Origin of the sequence: Cuspidothrix issatschenkoi CHARLIE-1 (assembly GCF_002934005.1) — a bacterium.
GTDB lineage: Bacteria > Cyanobacteriota > Cyanobacteriia > Cyanobacteriales > Nostocaceae > Cuspidothrix > Cuspidothrix issatschenkoi.
Map to the genome: position 1 here is coordinate 1 of NZ_PGEM01000052.1, position 24,212 is coordinate 24,212.

Annotated in this window: 18 protein-coding genes; 5 read left to right on the top strand and 13 right to left on the bottom strand. The window is 38.9% G+C overall.

Annotated features, from left to right (window positions below):
• The coding region (locus CUN59_RS21685; protein WP_279327291.1) for a beta strand repeat-containing protein at positions 1–3,187 on the bottom strand (3,187 nt) is incomplete at its 3' end.
• Between the two features lie 509 nt (positions 3,188–3,696).
• On the opposite strand from CUN59_RS21685, the gene CUN59_RS08020 reads away from it, so the two are divergent.
• From CUN59_RS08020 to CUN59_RS08030, 3 genes are all read left to right on the top strand, one after another.
• Positions 3,697–3,858: a DUF2256 domain-containing protein gene (locus tag CUN59_RS08020; protein ID WP_104387349.1), complete on the top strand. Its 162-nt coding sequence runs from the start codon at positions 3,697–3,699 to the stop codon at positions 3,856–3,858.
• Between the two features lie 365 nt (positions 3,859–4,223).
• A complete protein-coding gene (locus CUN59_RS08025; protein ID WP_104387350.1) occupies positions 4,224–5,171 on the top strand; it encodes an isoaspartyl peptidase/L-asparaginase in 948 nt (315 codons plus the stop codon).
• 238 nt (positions 5,172–5,409) lie between these two features.
• Entirely contained in the window at positions 5,410–6,855 is a 1,446-nt protein-coding gene (locus tag CUN59_RS08030) for a RecQ family ATP-dependent DNA helicase (protein WP_104387351.1), read from the top strand.
• Positions 6,856–6,960: 105 nt separating this feature from the next.
• Here the strand turns inward: CUN59_RS08030 and CUN59_RS08035 are convergent, their stop codons facing one another.
• The 5 genes from CUN59_RS08035 to pyrE form a co-directional block, all read right to left on the bottom strand.
• Positions 6,961–7,446 (bottom strand): hypothetical protein, encoded by a 486-nt coding sequence (locus CUN59_RS08035; protein WP_104387352.1) that lies wholly within the window; start codon positions 7,444–7,446, stop codon positions 6,961–6,963.
• A 119-nt stretch (positions 7,447–7,565) separates the two neighbouring features.
• Complete coding sequence (locus tag CUN59_RS08040; RefSeq protein WP_104387353.1) at positions 7,566–8,330, bottom strand: energy-coupling factor ABC transporter ATP-binding protein; 765 nt, start codon at positions 8,328–8,330, stop codon at positions 7,566–7,568.
• Between the two features lie 10 nt (positions 8,331–8,340).
• A complete protein-coding gene (locus CUN59_RS08045) occupies positions 8,341–9,000 on the bottom strand; it encodes an energy-coupling factor transporter transmembrane component T family protein (RefSeq protein WP_104387354.1) in 660 nt (219 codons plus the stop codon).
• A complete protein-coding gene (locus tag CUN59_RS08050; RefSeq protein ID WP_104387355.1) occupies positions 8,993–9,916 on the bottom strand; it encodes an energy-coupling factor ABC transporter permease in 924 nt (307 codons plus the stop codon). Before CUN59_RS08050 ends, CUN59_RS08045 begins: the two co-directional genes overlap by 8 nt.
• Before the next feature lie 525 nt (positions 9,917–10,441).
• Positions 10,442–11,062 carry an orotate phosphoribosyltransferase gene (pyrE, locus tag CUN59_RS08060; RefSeq protein WP_104387357.1) on the bottom strand — a complete coding sequence of 207 codons (621 nt, stop codon included), beginning with the start codon at positions 11,060–11,062 and terminating at the stop codon, positions 10,442–10,444.
• A gap of 101 nt (positions 11,063–11,163) precedes the next feature.
• Between pyrE and CUN59_RS08065 the strand changes: the two genes are divergently transcribed.
• Positions 11,164–11,595, top strand: a complete 432-nt coding sequence (locus tag CUN59_RS08065) for a hypothetical protein (RefSeq protein ID WP_104387358.1) — start codon at positions 11,164–11,166, stop codon at positions 11,593–11,595.
• A 108-nt stretch (positions 11,596–11,703) separates the two neighbouring features.
• Here CUN59_RS08065 and CUN59_RS08070 read toward each other — a convergent pair whose 3' ends face one another.
• From CUN59_RS08070 to CUN59_RS08095, 6 genes are all read right to left on the bottom strand, one after another.
• On the bottom strand, positions 11,704–13,854 hold the full coding sequence (locus CUN59_RS08070) for a molybdopterin oxidoreductase family protein (protein WP_104387359.1): 2,151 nt from the start codon (positions 13,852–13,854) through the stop codon (positions 11,704–11,706).
• Positions 13,855–14,012: 158 nt separating this feature from the next.
• Positions 14,013–14,858, bottom strand: a complete 846-nt coding sequence (locus CUN59_RS08075) for a nitrate ABC transporter ATP-binding protein (protein ID WP_104387360.1) — start codon at positions 14,856–14,858, stop codon at positions 14,013–14,015.
• Between the two features lie 99 nt (positions 14,859–14,957).
• Positions 14,958–16,931 carry an ABC transporter ATP-binding/substrate-binding protein gene (locus CUN59_RS08080; RefSeq protein WP_104387361.1) on the bottom strand — a complete coding sequence of 658 codons (1,974 nt, stop codon included), beginning with the start codon at positions 16,929–16,931 and terminating at the stop codon, positions 14,958–14,960.
• 63 nt (positions 16,932–16,994) lie between these two features.
• Entirely contained in the window at positions 16,995–17,837 is an 843-nt protein-coding gene (gene ntrB, locus CUN59_RS08085; RefSeq protein WP_104387362.1) for a nitrate ABC transporter permease, read from the bottom strand.
• A gap of 129 nt (positions 17,838–17,966) precedes the next feature.
• Complete coding sequence (locus tag CUN59_RS08090; RefSeq protein ID WP_104387363.1) at positions 17,967–19,283, bottom strand: CmpA/NrtA family ABC transporter substrate-binding protein; 1,317 nt, start codon at positions 19,281–19,283, stop codon at positions 17,967–17,969.
• Between the two features lie 106 nt (positions 19,284–19,389).
• A complete protein-coding gene (locus CUN59_RS08095; RefSeq protein WP_104387364.1) occupies positions 19,390–20,940 on the bottom strand; it encodes a ferredoxin--nitrite reductase in 1,551 nt (516 codons plus the stop codon).
• A gap of 407 nt (positions 20,941–21,347) precedes the next feature.
• On the opposite strand from CUN59_RS08095, the gene CUN59_RS08100 reads away from it, so the two are divergent.
• Positions 21,348–22,607, top strand: coding sequence for a hypothetical protein (locus CUN59_RS08100; RefSeq protein ID WP_104387365.1), 1,260 nt, complete (start codon positions 21,348–21,350; stop codon positions 22,605–22,607).
• A gap of 23 nt (positions 22,608–22,630) precedes the next feature.
• Here CUN59_RS08100 and CUN59_RS08105 read toward each other — a convergent pair whose 3' ends face one another.
• Complete coding sequence (locus tag CUN59_RS08105; protein WP_104387366.1) at positions 22,631–23,776, bottom strand: SpoIID/LytB domain-containing protein; 1,146 nt, start codon at positions 23,774–23,776, stop codon at positions 22,631–22,633.
• Positions 23,777–24,212 lie beyond the last annotated feature (436 nt).

Here is a 24,212-nt window from a genome sequence, read left to right on the forward strand (position 1 = left end):
CTGTCAGGGTCAGGTTTTCAATGTTAGCAGCTATAGTGTAAGTAACACTAGATTGAGTTGTATCTGTGCCTCCATTAGCATTTTCGGTAATGGTATCAGTGGTACTATCAACAATGTAGATATCGTCACCTGTACCACCAATTAAGGTATCTGTACCCGCACCACCATCAAGGGTATCATTACCTTCACCACCACTAAGAGTGTTATTAGCACTATTACCAGTAATGACGTTATTACCAGCGTTACCTGTACCGTTAATTGCAGCCGTTCCTGTCAGGGTCAGGTTTTCAATGTTAGTAAGTGCCGCAATAGTGTAAGTAACACTAGATTGAATTGTATCTGTATCTTCGTTGGCATCTTCTTGAATGGTGTCGGTGGTGCTATCAACAATGTAGATATCGTCACCTGTACCACCAATTAAGGTGTCTGTACCCGCACCACCATCAAGGGTATCATTACCTTCACCACCATTAAGAGTGTTATTAGCACTGTTACCAGTAATGACGTTATTAGCCGCATTACCAGTACCATTAATTGCAGCCGTCCCTGTCAGGGTCAGGTTTTCAATGTTTGTCAACCAGGTAATACTCCAGGTGATACTAGATTGAATTGTATCTGTACCTGCGTTGGCATCTTCTTGAATGGAATCACTATAATTGTCTACGATGTAAGTATCATCACCCGTACCACCAAACAAATAATCACTTCCAGTCCCACCATCTAATGTATCATTACCACCGGATCCACTAATGGAGTTATTGCCACTGTTACCAGTAATGACGTTATTCAATTCATTACCCTGTCCAATTGCATTACCCGTACCAGTAAGGGTGAGGTTTTCTAGGTTAGCTCCTAATGTGTAAACATAATAAGCGCTTGTATCAGAAGAAAACTGGACAGTATCAGTTCCTTCATTGGCATTTTCAGTAACGATTGTATAAAAAACATTACTTCCATTTACGATGTAAGTATCGTCACCCGCGCCTCCAAGTAAGGTATCAAAACCTCCTGATCCACCATCAAGGATATTATTGCCGCTGTTGCCCCGGATAGTGTTAGTGTTAATGTTGCCGGTGCCGTTAATATTCCCAGTTCCGGTCAAAGTTAGGTTTTCTACACCTGCGGGTAGGGTAGTAGTAGCACTAGATTGTAAAGTGTCAGTAATAGTTACTATGCCTGTATTTTGTCCTGGTATCAATAAAGCACCCGTAGGATTGGAAAGTGTGACGTTAAAGGTTTTATCAGGTTCTGAAAAGTTATCATCCAAAATGGGGATGTTAATAGTCTTTGTGGTTTCCCCAGCGTTAAAGGTCAGTGTACCTGTAGTGGTAGTGTAGTCAGAACCCGGATAAGCAGGGGAGCCTCCATAGGAGGAGTTAGTGGCATATCGGACAGTTACAGTAGTTGTACTGGCCGCAGAAAGGGTGACAGTTAAAACCGCATTTTGTGGGGAGGTTTGCCCTTCTGTTACTGTGACACTATTGATGCTAAGACTGGGCTTTGTTGAAGGTTGGGTAATGTATAAGTCATTGTTTCGCATTGACAGAACATTATTGCCAACAATGGTTAAGTTAGATGAGTTATAATCAAGACCCGCGGTAATTTGGGTAGTGGTTGTGCCATCGTAAAGAAAGATATCAGAACTATAACTATAGCTATTAAAATTTCTTTCTAACCATGCCACCTTGTTATTGGCAACAGTGAAATTATCAACAAAGGAAGAATCTAGTGTTACCGTTGAAGTTCCATTGTAGAGTTTCAATGTGTAATCAGCAAAACCATTACTATTTGTTGTTGTATCTGCCCAAACAACCCAATTACCGTCAATTTTAAAGCGTTCTTTTGACGACAACTGACTGGCTAGTTGGGTTGTGGTGTTAGTAGTACCATTGTAAAGCTGAAGAGAATAATTTGTGCCGTCATCTTGAGAGTAGACAACCTGAGATCCAGAAACTAGTGGATTATAAACCTCAATGTTATTAGTAATTTGGGTAGTAGTTGTGCCATTGTAGAAAAACAAGTTTTCTGCCGTACCATTCCAGTGAAACCAGGCCACCTTATTATCAGAAATAACAGGACTATAATCGTCGGTGGTGTTGTTTGTGAGTTGAGTTGTAGTAGTTCCGTTGTTCAGATAAATTTCGTAGTCATTACCATCCCAACCAACCCAGACAGCATTACTACCTGATAGTTTTAAATCCTTTTCGTCTGTACCGTTATTGGTAAGTTGAGTTGTGGTTGTGCCATTATTGCGGAATATTTCCACATCCGTGCCATCATTAGCATACCAAACGACAGTATTACCAGCAATTTGAGGTGCGTAGTCGTTAATTGTGTTATTAGTCAGTTTGGTTGTTGTGCCACCACTGGAACGATAAATTTCGTAGTCATTGCCATCTTTTTTGGCATAAACAACTGTATTACCAGAAATGCTGATATTACTTAGAGCAGTTAGATAGTCTGTATCTGTAGATGAAATTAGACTACCTACAGGTATAACATCGAAACCTGAATAGGCACTATTGGCAATTCGTAATGTTGTTGTGCCGTTGTAGAGGTTAAGAACAGAATTTGCTCCCTTGGTAGTTACCCAAACGTAATTACTACCAGAAGATTTAACAGAATCCGGATTAACGGAACTAGCTAACTTAACTGTCTCATAGACGATAATCCCCGCTTCTTCAATGGCAATATTTTGGCCATTGAAGGTAATAGTCCGATGATCATTTTCATTTCGGATACGATTTATTTCCGTAGCACTTATAGGTACACCACGCACTAAAGCAGAGAAATATTCACCTTCATCTCCTCTCGTGTCTGTGAGGTTGATTTGAGCGTCTAAATAATGACCAATTTCCTCTAGAAGAATAGCCTGAATTTGATTTATAGTGGCACTTTTGAGAAAAGTATCAGACAGATAAATCTTATTCTGACTTGCAGTATAGCCTCCTCTTGCGGTTTGTAGCACTGTACCACTAACGACTTCAATATTTGGTAAAGCACTGAAATTTTTTGATTTCCACTGAGCAAGAATAGACTCTGCTTTTAGGCGATTGTAACTAGATCCGAAAGCTGTCCCTAATATTGTCCGGAAATTGTTAGAACGAGCATATTGAAATAAAGTATCATAAACGGAAGGAATGGCTGTATTCAGAAGATTATTGATGTAATTCTGATTCTGAGTCATTTTTTTGCCCTTTTTAAGTTAAAAAACAGTAAAATTATCAGATTTTAAGACTTAAACACTGTCGAAGCTGAAACCTGTAGTTTATTGTGTCTGAGTTTATTGAAGTACAGTCCACAAAAAAGCTTTAGTTTCCAGAATGGGTTTAGACTGGAACAATTTTAAAATATCACATATAAATAGTTTATACAAAATGAAAAAAGCTACAGGATTAATAACGTAAGTTGCTAGTATGGCTATTGTTGCAAGCTATAGGCACACTGTCAGAATCAGGTGGTTATCGAGCAATAGCCTGTGTAGTCTAGCCATAGTCGAGATAGTATCCAGGATTAAAGGATGAACAGGATGAAAACAGGGACTTTATCACCAATTACCAATATTACCTATGGATTGGTTACGGCTTTGATTCTTTGCGCTTTCACACGAAACATAATTTATACAGCCATCATGCAATATCAGAGTTATTAGGCTCTAAAATAAAAAATAATTAAGCAAAATTAATATTGATTATTATGGGGCGTGTTCGTTCTAAATCTGATTTACCGGAAAAAATCTGTGTAGTATGTCAACGTCCGTTTACTTGGCGGAAAAAATGGCAAGATTGTTGGCATGAAGTGAAATATTGTTCAGAACGTTGCCGTCGTCGTCGTTCTCAGGCTAAAAATGAGAATTAGGGAAAAATCAGAATTGACAATCGCTAAAAATGTAAGTATTCAGCTATAGCGCTCATTCATACCCAGATCCCCGACTTCTTTTATTAGTTGTGTCCATCAATAATAAATTGATCACAGAAGTCGGGGATCTTTTTACCTCACCTGAATTCTTACCTAAAAATTATTTGGGGTATGATTTTTATTTATTAGCGATCGCTAAAAATGTAAGTATTCAGCTATAGCGCTCGTTCATACCCAGATCCCCGACTTCTTTTATTAGTTGTGTCCATCAATAATAAATTGATCACAGAAGTCGGGGATCTTTTTACCTCACCTGAATTCTTACAATTAACGTTTAATATAATAACGAACAAATAAGAAAATAAATGATTTTACAAATGCAACCTAAATTAATTATTCATGGTGGCGCTGGTAGTTCCCTCCAAGGTAAGGGGGGATTGATAGCAGTCCGTAACTCTCTGTCCCAGATTGTTGCGGAAGTTTATGCTCTTTTGCTGACGGGTGCAAGTGCGACTGAGGCTGTAGTTCGGGGTTGTCAGATGTTGGAAGATGAACCCCGCTTTAATGCTGGTACTGGTTCTGTCCTCCAATCTGATGGACAAATCCGCATGAGTGCTTCCATTATGGATGGAACAACGGGGCGGTTTAGTGGTGTAATTAATGTGTCACGAGTCAAGAATCCGATTGAAATGGCGCTGTTTTTGCAAAACTCTGATGATCGGGTTTTGTCTGATTATGGTGCGGCCGAGTTGGCGCGGGAGTTACAACTGCCTAGTTATAATGGTTTAACTGATTTGCGCTTGAAAGAGTGGACCCTAGAACGCCAGGATAACTTTAAAAGAACCATGGCTGGGGTAGTAGCAGAACCAGAAATGGCAGAAAGTCCTGGTAGGGGGACTATTGGTGTTGTCGCTTTAGATGGTTATGGTAAATTAGCTGTTGGTACTTCCACCGGGGGTAAGGGCTTTGAACGCATTGGGCGAGTCAGTGATTCAGCTATGCCAGCAGGTAATTATGCTACTACTCACGCAGCAGTTAGTTGTACAGGAATTGGGGAAGATATTATTGATGAGTGTTTAGCAGCTAAGGTTGTGGTGCGCGTTACTGATGGAATGTCACTACAGGAGGCTATGCAGCGATCATTTACAGAAGCAAAAAGGAATAATCGGGATTTTGGAGCGATCGCCCTTGATGCTACTGGTGCGATATCCTATGGTAAAACCTGTGAAGTATTACTGGCTGCATACCATAACGGGGACAAAATTGCCGATACCTTGGAATGGAATGATCAAGAATTGATTGGTAATTGTTAATGGGGAACAGGGAACAGGGAACAGGCAATACTTCGACTTCGCTCAGTAACCAGAGGCAAGAGGCAAAATAGAAGGAATGTAGGGGTAATTCATGAATTACCCCTACCCAAGAATAAGACTAGTAAAGGTTTTTTGCCACATCATGCCTAAGTTTTACCAATATTTTGCTGATTGGTATAAAATGTAGATATAAATTAATGATATTCTCTGCGTTTTTCGCGCTTTTGTGGTCAAAAAAATGAATCCCCCAATTACACAATCTTGGCAAGATGTTCGCGCGGCATTAAAAAAAATCTGGGGATATGATGATTTTCGCCCTCCCCAACAAGAAATTGTTAATTGTTTAATTTCTCAAGAAGATGCCCTCATTATTATGCCCACAGGTGGGGGTAAATCTATTTGCTTTCAACTTCCTGCACTGCTACAAACAGGATTAACTTTAGTAATTTCTCCTTTAGTAGCACTGATGGAAAACCAAGTTGAGGAATTACGTCAACGTCAACAAAAAGCAGCACTTTTACATAGTGAGTTACCCACACTTGACCGCCAGGCCACTTTGCAAGCTTTAGATAAACATCAATTAAGATTATTATATTTATCACCGGAAACCTTACTCAGTCCCACAGTATGGAACAGGCTATCTGATCCCCAACTACAAATTAATGGTTTGATTCTAGATGAAGCACATTGTTTAGTACAATGGGGTGATATTTTTCGTCCTGCTTATCGGCGTTTAGGAGCAGTGCGTGATGCCTTACTCAAATCCAAACCACTGGGAACAAAAATTAGTATAGCCGCCTTTACAGCCACCGCCGATCCTATAGCCCAACAGATTATTTCTACAGTTTTAAAATTAGAGCAACCTAAAATTTTTCACATTAATCCCTATCGGCAAAATTTACAGCCAACAGTCCGAATTGCTTGGACTCCTAAAGATAGAAAACAACAATTATTAAAGTTTATTCAAAAACGACCCAATCAAGCTGGATTAATTTATGTACGTACCCGCAGAGATAGCGAAAATTTAGCCCAGTGGTTAACAGAAAATGGCTATCATACTGCTAGTTATCATGCAGGATTACGTGCAGAAGAACGGCGGAATGTCGAAGCTAGTTGGTTAGCGGGAAAAATTCCTTTTGTGGTTTGTACTTGTGCTTTTGGCATGGGGATAAATAAACCGGATGTGCGCTGGGTAGTTCATTTTCATGCGCCCCATTTATTATCTGAATATGTGCAAGAAATCGGGAGGGCGGGTAGAGATGGTAAACCTGCTGATGTACTGACTTTGGTAAGTGAACCGACGGGTTTATTAGATCCTGAAGATAAGCAACGACAGCATTTTTTTGAAGAACAATTTAGGACACAACAGCAAAAAGCCCAACAATTAGCTAAAAAATTACCACCCCAAGGTGATGTAAATACGGTAATTGAAAAATTTCCTACCGGTGGAGTGGCACTTTCTCTTTTACACAGCAATGGAGAATTAGAATGGCTTGATCCTTTTCATTATGCCATTGTTTCACCTTCCGGAAATCTACCCAATACCCAATTACAAGCTACTAAACGAATGAGTGAATATCTCACTACTAAAAAATGTCGTTGGCAGTTTTTATTAAATGCCTTTGGTTTTGAAGCTCCCACAACTAATTGGCGTTGTGGACATTGTGATAATTGTAAACCTTAATCATCTTCTATTTTACAAAATACCATAAAAATTTGATTAACATAGTATAGGGGCAATCCCTCCGTGGTTGCCCCTACTCTTTTTTTAACAGTCAACCGTCAACCCCTAATTTTTTGTTGACCCTTGGCTACAATATTGATTTAACTGTAACCCTAAAGCATCTGATTCCTTACCAGCAGTTTTAGCTGCTGTTGTGAGTGTAGAATCAATTTCTTTTCTAGCTTTGGCGATTTGTATTCTGCCATCAGATGATGCTTCTGCTTGTTTAGTTTCTTCTAGAGCATTTGCAGCTTTAGCTATGGCTAAACTGAGGTTATCAAATACTTTGATAAATCGGGTTTCAAATTTTTGTAATGTGGGGTCTTCTAAATTTAAGTTCTGAATTGACTTGGTGACATTTTTCAAATCTTTGGATAATTGGAAACTTGTAGATGCTTGCTGACCTTTTTTTGTGTCAATTAGTGATGTACCCTGATTAACAACTTTAATTAATCGCTGACATTGGGAGATTTTACTTTCGCTGCAACTAGTAACTAATAAAACAATGCTCAGACTAACAGGAGCAATAACTGAATAACGAGTAAATAACATTTAAAAATTCAAAATTCAATATAGAGCTTACAGTAAGCGACAATTTCAGGAAGTTCTTCACAAAATATACACAAAATTCAACATTGAAAATAACAATGGAGAATTTTGTGTTGAGCAATTTACCAATCTACTGGCAACCCTAATCTATCTAAGGTTTTTCCATCTTGCAACAGTGCTTGAATGTCTCTGTCTATTTGGATTTTACCCGTAGATAGAACTAAAGCTCTTTGGGTAACTTTTCCTAGCCAGTTCAGATCATGGGAAGCTATTAACATTACCTGAACAGGCAATTTTAATAATACATGGGCTAAATGTCGTCGCCATGCTGGGTCTAGTCCGTTGGTTGGTTCATCTAGGATGAGAATAGCCGGATCTAGGGCTAAAATTGCGGCTAGGGCGGCTAAACGTCTTTGTCCTCCCGATAGTTCATGGGCAGAACGGTGCGCGTAGGCGGCGAGTCCAAAGTCGGCTAAGAGTTGATGGGCTTTTTCTTTGGCAGCTATGGGTGAAACACCATAATTCAGCGGACCAAAGGTGATATCTTCCAAAATTGTCGGCATAAATAATTGGTCGTTAGCATCTTGAAAACTAAAACCAATTTGTTGCCGTATTTGTGGCAGGGTGTTGGGTAATAGGGGGATACCGTTAATCCAGATTTTGCCGCTTTGGGGATGTTTTAAGCCGATGAGGTTTTCTAATAGAGTGCTTTTTCCTGAGCCGGTAGCACCCATAAGGGCAACGCGATCGCCTGTTTTCAGGCTAAAAGAAATATTATCTAATACGGGCTGCTGTTGTGAATAGGCATACATCAGATTTTGGACTTCAACAACACCAGTATGCGAACCAGAAATGGAAATTTGGGGATTAGAAGTTAAAGAAGTCAAGATTCACCACTCAAATAACAGTAAAGTAGGAATTTAGGGTTAAACAAGTAGCTATCACCCCAGCCATTAATAGGGTAAAGCGTTCTTTAGGTTTGAGGGTGGAATTTATGGGTAATTCTCCATCATACCCACGGGCTACCATGGCTCCATAAACTCTTTCGGCTCTGTCCAGAGTGCGAAGATATAAAGAGCCTATCATAGAGGCACTGGCGTAGCGTAGCCATCCTGTTGCACCATTTAAACCACGTAATTGGGCGCTATGTTGCATTTGGGTCACTTCTGAGAGCAATATTTCTAAATATTGGGCAGCTAAAATCAGGTTTTCCTTGAATGGTAGTGGTAAAGGTACGCTTTTGAGGGCAATACCTAAACTGTGGGGAGGTAAGGTTAATAAAAAACTATTCATGGTAGTTAAACAAACTAAGGAACGCACAAGTAGAAAACTGGCTCGTTCCCATCCCAAAGGTAAAGCGATGAGTGATAGAAAAATTAATTCTGAACCTAATAAACCGCCTAATTTACGAATGGGTACTTGTAATATGCAAACCCATACAAAAGCGATCGCCCCATATACAAATAAATTAGACCAGGTATGATGTTTGAGAAAAGCTGCCCCCATCACAATAATTAGGGATAACTGCAAGCGTAATGGCAAGGAAATTTTAAGCATTTTTTGGTTTCATGACTTTAGCAATCCCAAAAGCGACTGTAAAACAGGCTGTAGCACCTACTAAACCGGCAATACTTGTACCGATTTGACCTAAACTTTTAATCTCATAGTCAGCAAAGGGTGTTGCTACTGAAACTCTGACTTCTTCAGCTAAATTAATAAAACCTAGAGTTTCGGCCGCTTTTTCTAAACCATCTGGCCAAGCAGAGGCAAAGAGACATAACACCCCGGCAATCAGTAAAATACTAACAATAGGAACTAACCAACCTCTGATTTTTTGTTCTTCACCGGGTAACAAATCTGGACGGGCTTTAGCTAGATAGGTTAACACACCTCCGGTAATTAATCCTTCCCCCACACCGATTAAAATATGTACACCTGTCATGGTGGGTAAAACTAGGTTAGCCGGTGCTGTTCCAGAAAGTGCTAGTTCAATGGCACAAGCGATCGCTGCTACAACTACACTCACACAGGCTGCTATCCCCCCGGCTAGGGGTAAACGCCCTTTGTAACCCCCCAATAGTCTTTGTAAAGTTTGGGTCAATCCCCAGGCTACCCAAACGCCAATTACGCCCATATTTAAAATATTTGCCCCCAAGGCGGTGATGCCACCATCAGCAAATAGTACTGCCTGAATAATTAACACGGTAGCAATACATAACATTCCCGCCCAAGGACTACCTAAAATAATCCCAGCTAAAGCACCTCCTAATAAGTGGCCACTTGTGCCACCGGCTACGGGAAAATTAATCATTTGCGCGGCGAAAATAAAGGCGGTGGTTAATCCAAGAATGGGGGCGCGACGTACCCCAAAAGCTGTTTGCGATCGCCTTACAGCTACAGATAAAGCGGCTATACTAGCTAAACTTGTAGCCACTGCTACTGGAACAGAAACAAATCCATCTGGAATGTGCATGAGAGTCTCTATTTTTTAAATGTTTTTACAGGGTAATTTTAGGAATATAACTACCCAGCTAATTAATAGCAACCTAAAATTTACCTCTTTTTACCATGCCTTATTTCTGGATTTTTTGGGATTATTTTTGCCAATATTTATAATACAAAATAAGTCAAATTATATATTTTTTTTGTTAATTGTTAATATTTATAAATCTTTATTACATCTTCTCAGATTACAAGCTCATTCTGGTTGTAGTAGGTCTGATATAGCCCCGGAACGGGAAATTTGACAATCTTACATGGATTTTGCAGTAAATTATGGATCTTATTCAAGTGCATACCCTTAGATCAATATTCAAATCAAAACTTGAATACCAAGACAGTTTAAATTAATTCGTCCATCATTTTGCTGTCTATAGGATGATACATTTATGGGTAGCAATAAACCCAATAGTAAATTAGTTATGAACAACAAGATCCCCGACTTCTTAGAGAAGTCGGGGATCTTACTCTTGCAGTGTTTACAAATCAAATAGGATTACTATAAATTAATTTCTGCGTAGCGTTTTTGAAGATCCTCAATTGTAAATAAAGCCACAAATTGCAAACCGACAGATTGATATAACTCCCCACCACCTTGTAGACGATCTATCAGAGAAATTACTCTATCTACAGTATAGCCAGCCGCCTGTAACCGTTCTACAGCTTTGAGTGCAGATTGTCCAGTTGTGACTACATCTTCCAAAACTACAACTTTTGCACCTGGAGGTAAACTTGGCCCTTCAATATAAGCCATTGTTCCATGTCCTTTGGCTTCCTTGCGAATAATTAAAGCAGGTATCGCCCTATTTTCATACACAGAAACCACACTAACTGCTGATACAATCGGATCAGCCCCTAAAGTTAAACCAGCTACAGCTTGCGTATCTTCCGGTAATAGTGGTAGCAATAACCTCGCTAAAGCCAAAGCGCCTTGAGGATGGAGTGTTACCTGTTTACCATTAATATAGTAAGAACTACGTTGTCCAGAGGAAAGAACAAAATCACCTTCTTGATAAGCAAGCTGACAAAATAAATCTAGTAACTTTTCACGGAGAATAGTCAAATCAGTAGTGGTAGCCCAAGTATCTGATTTATCAGGGGTTTGAGAGGAATAAGACATTACAAACCATTAAAAATTGTGTTACACCAAAATTGAAACTCAACAGAGTTATCAACTTAAGCATAAATTAAGATTCATCCAAAAATTGAGGAGTTGACAACATGGGTATAAAATTTCCGTCATCGAGTGGATTATTGGTACTTTTAGCTACTATTGCTTTTATCTCACCTGCTCAAGCTGAAAGTGAACCATCTAACTATGAAACAACAAGTAACGCTTTTGTAAAAGCTTATTTTCACAATGATCCAAACTTTTACGAAAATGGCAGCTTTAAACGTCAAGTCGAAGCTTTAATCGGTTCTCGATCTAGCTACGGTAGTTCTTTCACCGACAATGAAATCGCTAAAGATGCCCAACTTATGAATATCCTGTATCAAGATGTTCTCGCCCAACAAAGCACAAATGACCCCTATCTTCGTACACCTGACTTACCCAATCCCTACGACTCTTCCCTTTTAATGTCTCCTCGGTACAATGGCAACAAACTCAGAGTTGGTACTGAATACCGATTTCAAAATTTAGCCCCTCGATAAATTTTGTGGTGCGGGCATACTATGGCTAACGCCACGCTACGCGAACGACAAGCTCAGTACAAGTCTTGCCCGCAAACTGCTGTATATGCTAGGAATATATTCGACAGTTTACCTCTGTGAGGACAAAACTTGATAATTTTTGGCAGTAGTTTTTAAAGAAATGGGTAATAACTGTACAGCACAGGCTTTTAACTCCGGTTGTAAAGAATCAGGACATGATTCAGAATGAGTTAAAGCATTAGCTTCTGAATTTTCTGCCCATAGTTTACCCCAGTGCATAGGCACAAATACAGTACCAGGACTAATGGCTTTAGTGATTTTAGCGGGAAATTTCGCTACACCACGACGCGATCGCACTTCCACTACTTGATTATCCACAATACCCAATTGTGCTGCATCACGAGGATGAATTTCCATAAGAGGTTCTGGGTGCATAGTGCGAATTTTATCAATCCTGCCTGTGCGAGTTTGTGTATGCCAATGTCCGTACAATCTACCAGTAGTTAATATAAAAGGATAATTAGGATCAGGTGGTTCAGCTAAACCTTTAGAATGATATGCACCAAATTTAGCGCGTCCATCTTGAGTATTAAAACGTAAATTTGTATATAATCTTTTAGTTTCGGAATTACTACCCTGGGAATAAGGCCAATGAGTTGGACCATTTGTCGCTAAAAACTCATGACTCAAACCAGACATATCACAAGGACGCTGATGACTTAATTGGACAAATTCTTGATAAACTTCGGCTGAATTATTAAAATTAAACTTATTATTAAAACCTAATCTTTTTCCTACTTCCGCGAAAATTTCCCAGTCTGCTTTTGCTTCCCTTGGTGGTTGATGAAAAGCCTGACAGAGAGTAACCCGACGTTCCGAATTAGTCATAATACCAGTTTTTTCACCCCACTGGGCAGCAGGTAATAAAAGGTGGGCATAAGCAGCAGTTTCTGTTGGATAATAAGCATCTTGATAAATAGTAAAAGGTGATTTTAATAAAGCCTTTTTAGTCCTTTCTAAATCTGGCATACTCACAGCCGGATTAGTTGCTGCTACCCATAATAAATTAACATTACCACATTCTAAACCAGTAATCATATCCCAAGCAGTCAAACCGGGAATAGGTGAAATTTTTCCCCTTTCTAACTTCCAAAAGTCCTCAATTTCTGCCCGATGTTGATCATTTTTAACTAACCGATATCCTGGTAACAAATGGGCTAAACCTCCCGCTTCTCTACCTCCCATGGCATTAGGTTGACCAGTGAGAGAAAAAGGACCAGTACCGGGTTTACCGACTTGTCCTGTCATCAAATGTAAATTAATAATAGTTCTAACTTTGGCCGTACCTTCAGAAGATTGATTTACTCCCATAGACCATAAAGAAAGTACAGATTTTGCTTGTCCCCAATATTTTGCAGCGATTTCTAAATCTTCAATACTAATGCCACATTGACGCGCCACAACATCAGGAGAATAATAACGAATTACTTCCACATAAGCTGGAAAATTGCTAGTACAATCATCTATAAAAGTGGTATCTATATAATTCCATTTCATTAACAAATGGGCAATACCATTTAATAAATCAATATCCGTTCCCGGACGAATAGCTAAATGTAAATCTGCTGCTTCTGCGGTAGGAGTGCGCCGCGGATCAACAACAACCATTTTAACATGGTGATTTTTCTTGTGATATTTCACTAAACGATTAAAAAGAATCGGGTGACATTCTGCTGTATTTGTACCTATTAAAAAAGCACAATCTGTTAATTCCAAATCATCATAACAGCAAGGAGGCCCATCAGAGCCAAAACTTTGAATGTACCCAGATACCGCACTAGACATACAAAGACGGGAATTAGCATCGAAATTATTAGTTCCTAAACAACCTTTAAGTAATTTTTGGGCAATATAATAATCTTCAGTTTGAAATTGTCCAGAACCATACATACAAATAGATTCTGCACCATGATTAACTAAGGTTTCTTGAATATGTTGAGTAATAAGATTAAAAGCCTCATCCCAACTAATGCGTTGAAAATCTTCATTTAAAGACTTTCTAAACATAGGATAATGCAATCTATTCTTATTAATAGATTCGGTAATAGTTGCCCCTTTTACACATACCATACCTTGACTAGAAGGATGGGATCTATCACCTTTAACTCGCCAAGGTTGATGCTCTTTTTGTGCTAGTGGGGTGATTTCTAAACCACAACCTACTCCGCAATAAGGGCAAAGGGTTTTAATAGATTCCATATTATTTTAGATTTTGTATTGATGATTTATTTTTTTGACGCACCGCAGAGGACGCAGAGATAAAAGAAATTTTTTCTTTTTCTTCTTTGCGTCTTTTTTCGTCTACCCTGCGGGATCTCCTGACAGAGATAGCGTCTTTGCATGAGCTATTTAAGAATTTACTCTTCAATATGAGCGCAACGACGATAGAGAAAATCTAGGGCATAGTTTCTCAAGTGATAATATTCTGGATTTTCCATAATGCGATGACGGTTGCGAGGACGAGAAAAAGGTATTTCTAAAACTTCGCCAATATTTGCTGCTGGTCCGTTTGTCATCATTACGAGTCTGTCGGCGAGAAAAAGTGCTTCATCAATGTCATGGGTAATCATTAAAACGGTGACTTGATGATCTGACCAAATTTGTAGTAGTTCTTCTTGTAATTCTTCTTTGGTAATAGCATCTAAAGCACCGAAGGGTTCGTCTAAAATGAGGAGTTGGGGACGGATGGCTAAAGCACGGGCGATCGCTACTCGTTGTTTCATCCCTCCAGAAATTTGACTGGGTTTCTTTTCGGCTGCTTCTGTTAGTCCTACCATTGCTAAGTGTTCTCTGACTATTGCCCGTTTTTCGGCTTGGCTTTTGTTAGGAAATACGGAATCAACACCTAAATAAACATTATCAAAAACATTCAACCAAGGTAATAAACAATAGTTTTGAAATACCATCATCCGGTCTGGTCCTGGTTCGGTGATGGGTTGACCTTGTAACCATACGACACCATTGGTAGGTTTATTAAATCCAGAAACCATGTTGAGGAGTGTTGATTTTCCACAGCCTGAATGTCCAATCAAACAAATAAATTCACCTTCACGGACTTTTAAGTTAATGTCATCTAGGACGGTGTATAGTCCTTCAGATGTGGGGTAAATTTTGTTGACACCTTCAATTACTAAGAAATCTTCTTTTTTCTGGTTTTGTAATTTTTGGCTTTGGGTTTTGTTATCGAAGTTTAATGCTGTCATGATTTTTTGGTAATGGGTAATTCAATTTTGGATTTTGGATTTTGGATTGTTTTTGTCAACACTAATCTAAAATTATTCTGACTCCTGAGTCCTGAATTATTATATAAATACTTCTTCAACTCGAAGTTGGCATTTAATTTCCAAACTTTTTAAATACTCTATTGGTTCTGAAGGATTAAAGATTTTGCCATCAAATAATTGAATAGTTTCTTCTCGTCCAATGTCTAAAATTCCTCTTTCTCGTGCGGCTGCGCCAAATATATCTGGACGACAAACTCTGTCAATTACTTCTACCCAATTTTTTGGGAAAGCTACCAACCCCCAACGGGCTAATTGAGTTAAAATCCATAGCATTTCATTACGGTCGGGATAATTGGCTTTGTCGAAATAAAACTGATGAGAAGTTTGGGGTTGTTGATGATGATCATGTTGGTAATTATCTATTAAACCTGAGCATAGCTGCGGCGAATTACTACCAAGATATTCAGGTTGAGAAATTAATGTGATAACTTCTTCTCGGTTGCGAATATCGTCGCAATATTCACAAGCTGCTAATAGGGCTTTTACTAATGCTATATGTGTTTGGGGATTTTCCTGCGCCCAGTCTTCTCGTACTCCTAATACTTTATCTGGATGTCCATTCCAAAGTTCTGAGGTGATAGCAATAAGAAAACCGGAATTTTGATCAACTGCGTGGGAATTCCAAGGTTCACCGACACAGTAACCATCAATTTTCCGATCTTGGAGAGCGGTTAGCATCTCTTCTGGTGGAATAACCATCAAACTAACATCTACATCAGGTTGAATTCCGCTTGCTGCTAACCAATAGCGCAATAATAGGTTTTGCATGGATGCAGGATGGACAATTCCCAAGGTGTGGGTTTTGTCTAAGTCAGAGTTAATGGTGGCTTGAAAGTCGTCTAGGTTTTTTATCCCAGTGTTGAATAATTCTTTGCTGAAGGTAATGGCGCTACCGTTGCGGGAAAGGGTCATGGCTGTCACTATTGACACCGGAGTTTTGCCACCTGCACCTAATGTCAGGGCGAGGGGCATCCCTGCGACCATTTGGGCTGCATCAAGTTTGCCAATTGCTACACCTTTAGCGATGTTTTTCCAGCTAGTTTCAGCGTTGAGGTTGACTTCTAAACCATATTCAGCAAAGAAACCTTTTTCTTTGCCAATTATTAAAGGTGCGGCTTGGGTGAGGGGAATATAGCCAATTTCTAAATGAACTTTTTCTAAGTTATTGTTAGAAATAATTGCTGGTACTGTGAGTTGTTTCTGGCGGTTTTTCGCCTGTTTTTGTTGGTTAAGGAAGTAGATCATTTGATTCCGCAAGTTGTAATAACTGGGATGGTTGACTACTTCCAAACGTTGACGGGGACGGGAAATAGGAACTTCGAGAATTTGCCCGATGTGTGCTTCTGGTCCGTTAGTCAACATGACGATGCGATCGCTTAATAATAAGGCTTCATCTACATCGTGTGTCACCATTACACAGGTAATTCTGTGTTCATTACAAATTTGCATTAATTGTTCTTGTAAATTACCTCTAGTTAGTGCATCCAAAGCACCAAAAGGCTCATCTAGCAATAACAATTTGGGACGGGTAGCCAAAGCACGAGCGATCGCAACTCGTTGTTTCATTCCCCCTGATAATTCGCTAGGACGTTTGTTAGTTGCACGTCGCAACCCCACCATATCAATATGTTCTTCTATGATTCCTCGACGTTCTCCTTTAGGTAGATTTTGATGGACTTCATCAACAGCTAATGCGATATTTTCCCGCACAGTTAACCAAGGAAGTAAAGAGTAATTTTGAAAAACTACCATCCGATCAGGTCCAGGTTCTCTTACTTCCCGATTTTCCAAAGTTACGCCACCAATACTAGCTTGATCTAACCCAGCAATAATATTTAGTAAAGTGGATTTACCACAACCAGAATGTCCGATTAAAGAAATAAATTCACCTTCAGAAATTTTCAACTCAATATTTTTTAAAGCAATATATTTACCACCATTGGGGAGGTTAAATATTTTGTCTACGTGATCAATTTCTAAAAAAGTATTCATGGGTCTGGTAATGGTTAATAGAGAATAGGAAATAATTCAGAATTACGAATTAGGAATTACGAATTATTTATGTTCTGTTTGTACAACTTTATCAGCAGCAAAAGCCACCATTCTATCTAAAATCAACCCCACCACACCGACATATATCAAGGCGATAATAATTTCACTCAAATTAGTGTCAGTAGTCGTGTTATAGGCATCCCAAATAAACGAACCAATACCCACACCACCAACTAACATTTCTGCTGCGACAATTGCCAACCAAGATAAACCGATGCCAATTCTCAAGCCCGTGAAAATATAAGGAACAGTTGCCGGAAACACAATTTTTAGGAAATATTTTCCCTTACGTAAACGCAAAACACGAGCCACATTCACATAATCTTGGGGAATATTTTGTACACCCACAGTTGTATTAATCACAATCGGCCAAATTGAAGTAATGAAAATAACAAAAATTGCCGATGGGTTAGCTTGTTGAAACGCTGCTAAAGAAATTGGCAACCAAGCCAAAGGCGGAACAGTTCTTAATACTTGAAAAATGGGGTCTACGGCATTATACAAAAACTTGTTCACACCTATAAGAATTCCCGAAACTACTCCCACAATTGCAGCCAGAGAAAATCCTAAAGCAACCCGTCCTAAACTGGTCAATATCTGCCAACCTAAACCCTTATCACTGTCACCATTATCAAAAAAAGGATGAATAATAAAAGGGTCCCAAGTTTCACGAATTGTTTCTATCGGTCCAGGTAATTGAAAACTGGGAATTAAACAAAGTAATTCCCACAACATCAGAAAAATAAATAATCCAAACAGGGGTGGTAGAACCTTATTAATCAGAAATTTTTTAATAGCCTTCTGCTGTTTACTAACAACTCTACGACTTCCCACAATAGCAGCCATTTATTTCTCCTAAGTAAAATGCTAAAAATCCCTGTTCTTGCTCTTCTTTGCGCCTCTGCATGAGCCTAAAAAATCTAATTAATCTAGTCTATTTTGTTGGGTTACACTTTCGCTTAACCCAACTGACAATTACACCTTCTTAATTTGCAAACTCTTTAAATATTCCTCTGGTTTTTCAGGATCAAACTTCACACCATCAAAAAATGTTTCCACACCACGAGAAGAACTGGTAGGAATTTCTGCAGCAGCTACACCCAAAGCCTTAGCAGCTTGTTTCCATAAATCTTCTCTATTTACCTGATCTACAATTTCCTTCACCTTGGTATCTTTAGGTAAATAACCCCAACGAATTTCTTCAGTTAAGAACCAAGTATCATGACTCTTGTAGGGATAGGAAGCATTATCTTCCCAATATTTCATGCGATGTGGGAAGTTTTGCTCTTTGCGTCCATCACCATAATCAATATTACCTTTAGCTCGTTCTAAAATATCAGACACAGCAACATTAAAGTATTTTCTATCAGCGCAGATTTTACACATTTCCTCTTTATTCTCTGCCTGATCACACCATTGTTGTGCTTCCATAATTGCCATTAACAAAGCTTGTGTAGCATTGGGATTTTTATCAACCCAATCTTTCCGCATAGCAAACGCTTTTTCTGGATGATTATTCCATAATTCTCCTGTAGATAAAGCTGTATAACCTAATTTTTGGCTGACTAATTGAGCATTCCAAGGTTCACCTACACAAAAAGCATCAACAGTCCCAACTTTAATATTTGCTACCATTTGTGGTGGTGGTACTGCTTCCAAAATTACATCTTGATCAGGATTAATACCGCCAGCAGCTAACCAATAGCGCACCCATAAATCGTGATTACCACCAGGAAAAGTTATAGCAACTTTGATGGATTTTTTATCAGCTTTGGCTTTATTTACCGACTCTTGAAGAGATTTACTTTGTAAACCAACTTTCAAATCTTTAAATTTTTCAGCAATTGAAATGGCTTGACCATTGGTATTTAAACGCGCTAAGACATACATTGGTACTTTATCATTCATCGTCAAAAAATAGGGCATTGGGGTAAGAATATGTGCGCCATCAATACCACCACCAGATGAGCCAATTTTTAAGTTATCGCGGGTGACAGGCCAGGATTTTTGTTTGCTAACTTCAACATCTGTCATCCCATATTTCTTAAAGAAACCTTTTTCTTTAGCAATAATTAAAGGTGCGGAATCTGTTAAAGCAATAAATCCTAATTTAGCCGTGGTTGTTTCTACTTTTGGGGCATTACTAACTGTGGAATTGTTACTCAGTTTGGTATTAGAAGTATCTGTTGTGGCTGACTCAGAGTTGTTAGATGAACAACCGTGTACTAAGATAGAAGTTGCTGCTGCAACACTGGAGGTAATAATAAATTTTCTGCGGGAAATATTGCTCATTGTTAATCCTTAGTCTTTCGATTTTGGCTTTTAGACTGATGCTAATAAAAAAACACTACCCAAGTTTTATTTTGGTTTTCAATGATGTCTATGTTTGTCGGTTTATTCAATGGGGAATTAAAGCTTCCTCCCTAAGTTTTGCACCAAAATTATGAATGAGTAAATCTCTTAATATTGGCTGTAAATCTTCACAAGGAACACTTTTTTGTACACAAGTTCCTAGTTGAGCATCTTTACCAACTTTACCACCCATATAAATATCAACACCTTCTACGGTTTTGCCATTCTTTCTGACTTTTGTACCCATTAAACCAATGTCTGCTACTTGGGGTTGTCCACAGGAATTAGGGCATCCTGTCCAATGAATGCGGACTGGTTTTGATAATATTAATTGCGATTCTAGGGCTTTAGTCATGGCTAATCCCTGATTTTTGGTTTCTATTAGTGCGAAATTACAAAATTGTGCGCCAGTACAAGATACTAAACTTCGCATTAATAAACCAGGATTTACTCCAAATCTTTCTAACAATGGTTCAGTTAAAAATGTGTTTAAAGCTGAATCAGGAATATTAGGAATAATGGCGTTTTGTTCCACTGTAAACCGAATTTCTCCACTGCCATAAACTTCTGCTAATCTTGCAAGTTCAAACATATCATCTGCATACAATCTCCCTACAGGAATGTTTAAACCTACATAATTTAATCCTGGTTGTTTCTGGGGATAAATGCCAATATGATCTCGTTTTTCCCATTCAATTTCATCTTTAGGTGCTGCGGTTACAAATGTTTTTCCCCAGTGTTTTTCTACTTCGTTACGGAATTTTTCTAAACCCCATTCATCAATTAACCACATTAACCGCGCCTTTTGACGGTTAGCACGTAAACCATAATCTCTAAAAATCTCTACAATGGTTTTACATAAACTGACAACTTCTTTAGGTTTTACCCACACATTTAAAGGAATTGCTGCTTCACACCGTTTACCGGAGAAAAAACCACCCACAAGCACGTTAAAACCAAAACCTTCTTTAAATGCCGGCACAAAGGCTAAATCGTTGATTTCTGCATGAACAGAATTATCCCTTCCTCCAGTAATTGCGATGTTGAATTTACGAGGGAGATTGCTAAATTCTGGGTTTCCTTGACCATTATGAGTCAGCATATTTTGAATTTGCTGGACTAATTCTCTGGTATCATAGAGTTCGTTGGCATCTAAACCGGCTACAGGATCACCTGTAATATTACGGATATTATCCATGCCGGATTGAATAGTAGTCAATCCAACAGTGTTAAATTTATTAAAGATTTCGGGAATATCTGTAAAATTGATCCCGCGCAGTTGTATATTTTGTCTAGTTGTGATGTCTGCGCTGCCGTCGTCACCGTAACGCTGTATCACATCTGCTAAAACAGACAATTGACTGCTGTTGAGAATACCATTAGGTATACGCATCCGCATCATAAATTTACCGGGAGTCACAGGGCGAAAAAATACACCCAACCATTTTAGGCGATGGTTAAGGTCGTTTTCGTCCATTGCTTCCCAGCCAATTTGAGCGAATTGCGCGATTTCGTCTTTAACTGCAAGTCCGTCTTTTTCCGCTTTGAATTTCTCGAATTTATTGAGTTTTTCGGTAGTAGTTGCTGTTTCTGTCATTATGCTTTCTTAGGGAACAGGACTTAATTAACTGTGTATCCGTGTTCTTATCGCTTTTGTACTTACCACTTTGGGGAAATAACTGATAGTAGTTTCCCGTTTTGTGGTTGTAACAATTTCGATATTGATAACTTAGGGTAAATATTTATAACAATTCGTATAGTAGGTTACGAAATTTGCGTCATTATGCAGAAAATGGATATAATGATTGCGATTTTTGCATAATTGATGTATTTTTATGGATGCAAGCGAGGATAATCAGCAACTATTGAAAATTTGGGCGTTGCTGATTTGATGTATGAAAATGATTTTTGATGATATCCAAACTGTTGTAGAGACCAGCTAGTTTCAGATAAAAAGTCTAGACTGAAGAAAGGTAAACCATAATATAACAAAATGACAAATTTATGACTCCCAATCCCGCTATTATGCGCTCTGTGGAACAACTAGGCTACCGAGTCACTGTTGGTGATGTAGCCACTCAGATAGGATTAAATATAGCTGAAGTAAATCAAGGCTTATTAGCCCTCGCGGCTGATGCTGGGGGACATTTGCAGGTTGCACAATCAGGTGATGTTGTTTACCAATTTCCTAAGAATTTTCGAGATATTTTACGTAATAAATACTTGCAAATTAGGTTAAAGGAATGGTGGAAAAAAGTTTGGTCTGTGCTATTTTATCTAATTCGGATTTCCTTTGGCATCTTTCTAATTATCTCTATTTTGCTAATTACTGTGACTATCATCATTATTATGACTGCTAGTTCAGATAGAGATAATGACAATCGCAGTAGTAATTCTAGAGGTTTTAATTTCTTCTTTTTCCCGGACTTATTCTGGTATTTTAGCCCTAATTATGATGATAACCGCCAAGAACGGCAGCGGGAAAAAGGTGAAAATAGTGAAATGAATTTTTTGGAAGCTGTGTTTTCATTTCTCTTTGGTGATGGTGATCCTAACGCCAATTTAGAAGAACGCCGATGGGAAGAAATTGGGGCTGTGATTAGCAATAATCAAGGTGCTGTAGTCGCAGAACAAATTGCTCCTTATTTAGATGATATTGGCGAAAAATACCAACAAGAATATGAGGATTATATGTTACCTGTCCTGGTAAGATTTAATGGCTTTCCCCAAGTAAGTTCTGAAGGTCAGATAGTCTATTATTTCCCAGAATTACAAGTAAGAGCTAGTAAAAAACAACGGCGTTCTGTCTCTGAATATCTCCATGAATTTGCCTGGCGGTTTAGTGCAGCTAGTTCTGGTCAAATTATGCTCAGTGCTGGTTTAGGAGGAATAAATTTTGTTGGGGCCCTAATTTTGGGAAATTTATTAACCAAAAACGCTGTTGCGGCTCAAATAGGGGGATTAGTTGCCTTTACTCAAGGAATTTATGGCTTATTATTGGCTTATGGTATAGGTTTTTTAGCTATTCCCTTAATCCGCTATTTTTGGATTAATTGGCGCAATGATCAGATTAATAATCGTAATCATCAACGCCAAGAAAGAGCTAGATTATTAGCAGGTGTAGATACTTCTTTACAGAAGAAAATAGCTTTTGCCCGTGAATTCGCCGCCGAAAAAGTTATTGGTAAGGAAGATGCAGTTTATTCCACAGAAACAGATTTACTTGAACAGGAATTTCAGAATAAACTCATAGGTGAAGGTTAACGATTCACTGTTCAATGAAAATACTATTTTGGTTCAATCGGTGTGAGGGCTACTCCTTGATAGTAATATCCTAAAATTTGCAGATGGTTTGCACCACGTTTTGCTAGTTCGTAAGCTCCCCATTGACTCATTCCTACACCATGTCCAAAACCTAATCCTTGGAGAACAAAACTGCCATTTGCATCTTTACCAACGGTAAAACGGGTACTTTTTATTTTGAGTGCTGTTCTCACTTGTTCACGTGCAAGGACTTTAGTACCCCTATCACCGATAATTTTTAAGGTTTTGACGCTTCTAAAAGGTGAGACAGTTTCGATAATCATGTCTTTGACATTACCAACACCCCCAATTCTGGCACTAAGTTCTCCAGGGGTAAAGGTTTTTGTCCAGTTACATTCTTTGATATTTTGGTCAAAGTCGGGTACTGCCCGCAGATAAGGTTCTTTGCTAATCCAAACATCTTCGACATTTTCTGTGTGTCCACCGGAACAAGCATGAAAGACGGAAAGAATGATTTGGTTGTTGTAGGTTAAAACTTTGCCGGCAGTGGTATCTACGGCATTGTAGGTTTTGGTGGATTCACTGCTGACACCTTTGTAAATTTGCCAACGGTCTGGACTATCTCCTAAATCATAAACGGGGTTTCTGCGCTGTCTTTCCCGTTCATAAAGGGCATAAGTACGGGCGGCTATAGCTTGAGCTTTGAGGGCTTCGTCTGGCCAGCGAGAGTCCATTTCTCCACCAATGACGCTGTAGAGATATTCTTCTAAATCTATCCAATTAACGGCTGTTATACCTGTACCTGTGGGTATTACCAAGGTTCTACCACGAAACCAGCGATCGCCAATATAAACAAATCCCTTATTGCTTGGTTCAATCCAAAATAACCCTGATTGCCATCTATCTAAAGCCACTCCTCCAGCTACTGCTTGAGCCGCAAACGCACTCATTCCTGGTAATTGTCCCAGAGTCTTACCACTACTATCTTTCACAATAGCCGTCGTCGAAGCACCAACTTTTATCTGCTTAACTTCTTTTGCTATTGCCACGCGCATAATTACAGATGCTTGAGCAGGAGCAAGTAAAGCTAACCAGAGGAGGATACCTATCCACCAATGTCTACCTTTAATCTGAGAAAATAAAGCGCCTAATAACAGTTGGAATTTCATCTAAACCTCCAGGAGACCCCCACCAAAACTGTACTCAGTTTGGTGATGGGAGGAATGGAGGGTTAACGGTGAAACGTCCCTTGAGTAATTTTGTGTGCCAGCACAAACAACGAAAGGGACAGTTGAGGAATTAACAAATCTTTGATTTTCCATATTCGTAACCATCCTTTTTGTGAATTGATTTACAGTATTTGTAAGAGACACCTTGAATCAGTCCAGATATTGTTGAGATATTGAAACTTTTTCAGTGTCTAAAACAAATACCTTGGACAGAATATTTTGCTCCGAAGAGCCTCCCATTTCTGGGGTAATGTTAGCTTTGACAATGTTAGAGATCGGTAACTATCTTAAAAGCACTGGTTTAACCCTTAAGCCTGTTTAACTTTTAAGTTCTAGAGCAGGGAACTAGCTACGCATCCCCTGGTAGGTCTTTAAC

Coding starts and splice junctions, on each gene's coding strand:
- CUN59_RS08020 (WP_104387349.1), top strand. CDS start 3,697: ATGGGGCGTGTTCGTTCTAAATCTGATTTACCGGAAAAAATCTGTGTA.
- CUN59_RS08025 (WP_104387350.1), top strand. CDS start 4,224: ATGATTTTACAAATGCAACCTAAATTAATTATTCATGGTGGCGCTGGT.
- CUN59_RS08030 (WP_104387351.1), top strand. CDS start 5,410: ATGAATCCCCCAATTACACAATCTTGGCAAGATGTTCGCGCGGCATTA.
- CUN59_RS08035 (WP_104387352.1), bottom strand. CDS start 7,446: ATGTTATTTACTCGTTATTCAGTTATTGCTCCTGTTAGTCTGAGCATT.
- CUN59_RS08045 (WP_104387354.1), bottom strand. CDS start 9,000: ATGCTTAAAATTTCCTTGCCATTACGCTTGCAGTTATCCCTAATTATT.
- CUN59_RS08050 (WP_104387355.1), bottom strand. CDS start 9,916: ATGCACATTCCAGATGGATTTGTTTCTGTTCCAGTAGCAGTGGCTACA.
- pyrE (WP_104387357.1), bottom strand. CDS start 11,062: ATGTCTTATTCCTCTCAAACCCCTGATAAATCAGATACTTGGGCTACC.
- CUN59_RS08065 (WP_104387358.1), top strand. CDS start 11,164: ATGGGTATAAAATTTCCGTCATCGAGTGGATTATTGGTACTTTTAGCT.
- CUN59_RS08070 (WP_104387359.1), bottom strand. CDS start 13,854: ATGGAATCTATTAAAACCCTTTGCCCTTATTGCGGAGTAGGTTGTGGT.
- CUN59_RS08075 (WP_104387360.1), bottom strand. CDS start 14,858: ATGACAGCATTAAACTTCGATAACAAAACCCAAAGCCAAAAATTACAA.
- CUN59_RS08080 (WP_104387361.1), bottom strand. CDS start 16,931: ATGAATACTTTTTTAGAAATTGATCACGTAGACAAAATATTTAACCTC.
- ntrB (WP_104387362.1), bottom strand. CDS start 17,837: ATGGCTGCTATTGTGGGAAGTCGTAGAGTTGTTAGTAAACAGCAGAAG.
- CUN59_RS08090 (WP_104387363.1), bottom strand. CDS start 19,283: ATGAGCAATATTTCCCGCAGAAAATTTATTATTACCTCCAGTGTTGCA.
- CUN59_RS08095 (WP_104387364.1), bottom strand. CDS start 20,940: ATGACAGAAACAGCAACTACTACCGAAAAACTCAATAAATTCGAGAAA.
- CUN59_RS08100 (WP_104387365.1), top strand. CDS start 21,348: ATGACTCCCAATCCCGCTATTATGCGCTCTGTGGAACAACTAGGCTAC.
- CUN59_RS08105 (WP_104387366.1), bottom strand. CDS start 23,776: ATGAAATTCCAACTGTTATTAGGCGCTTTATTTTCTCAGATTAAAGGT.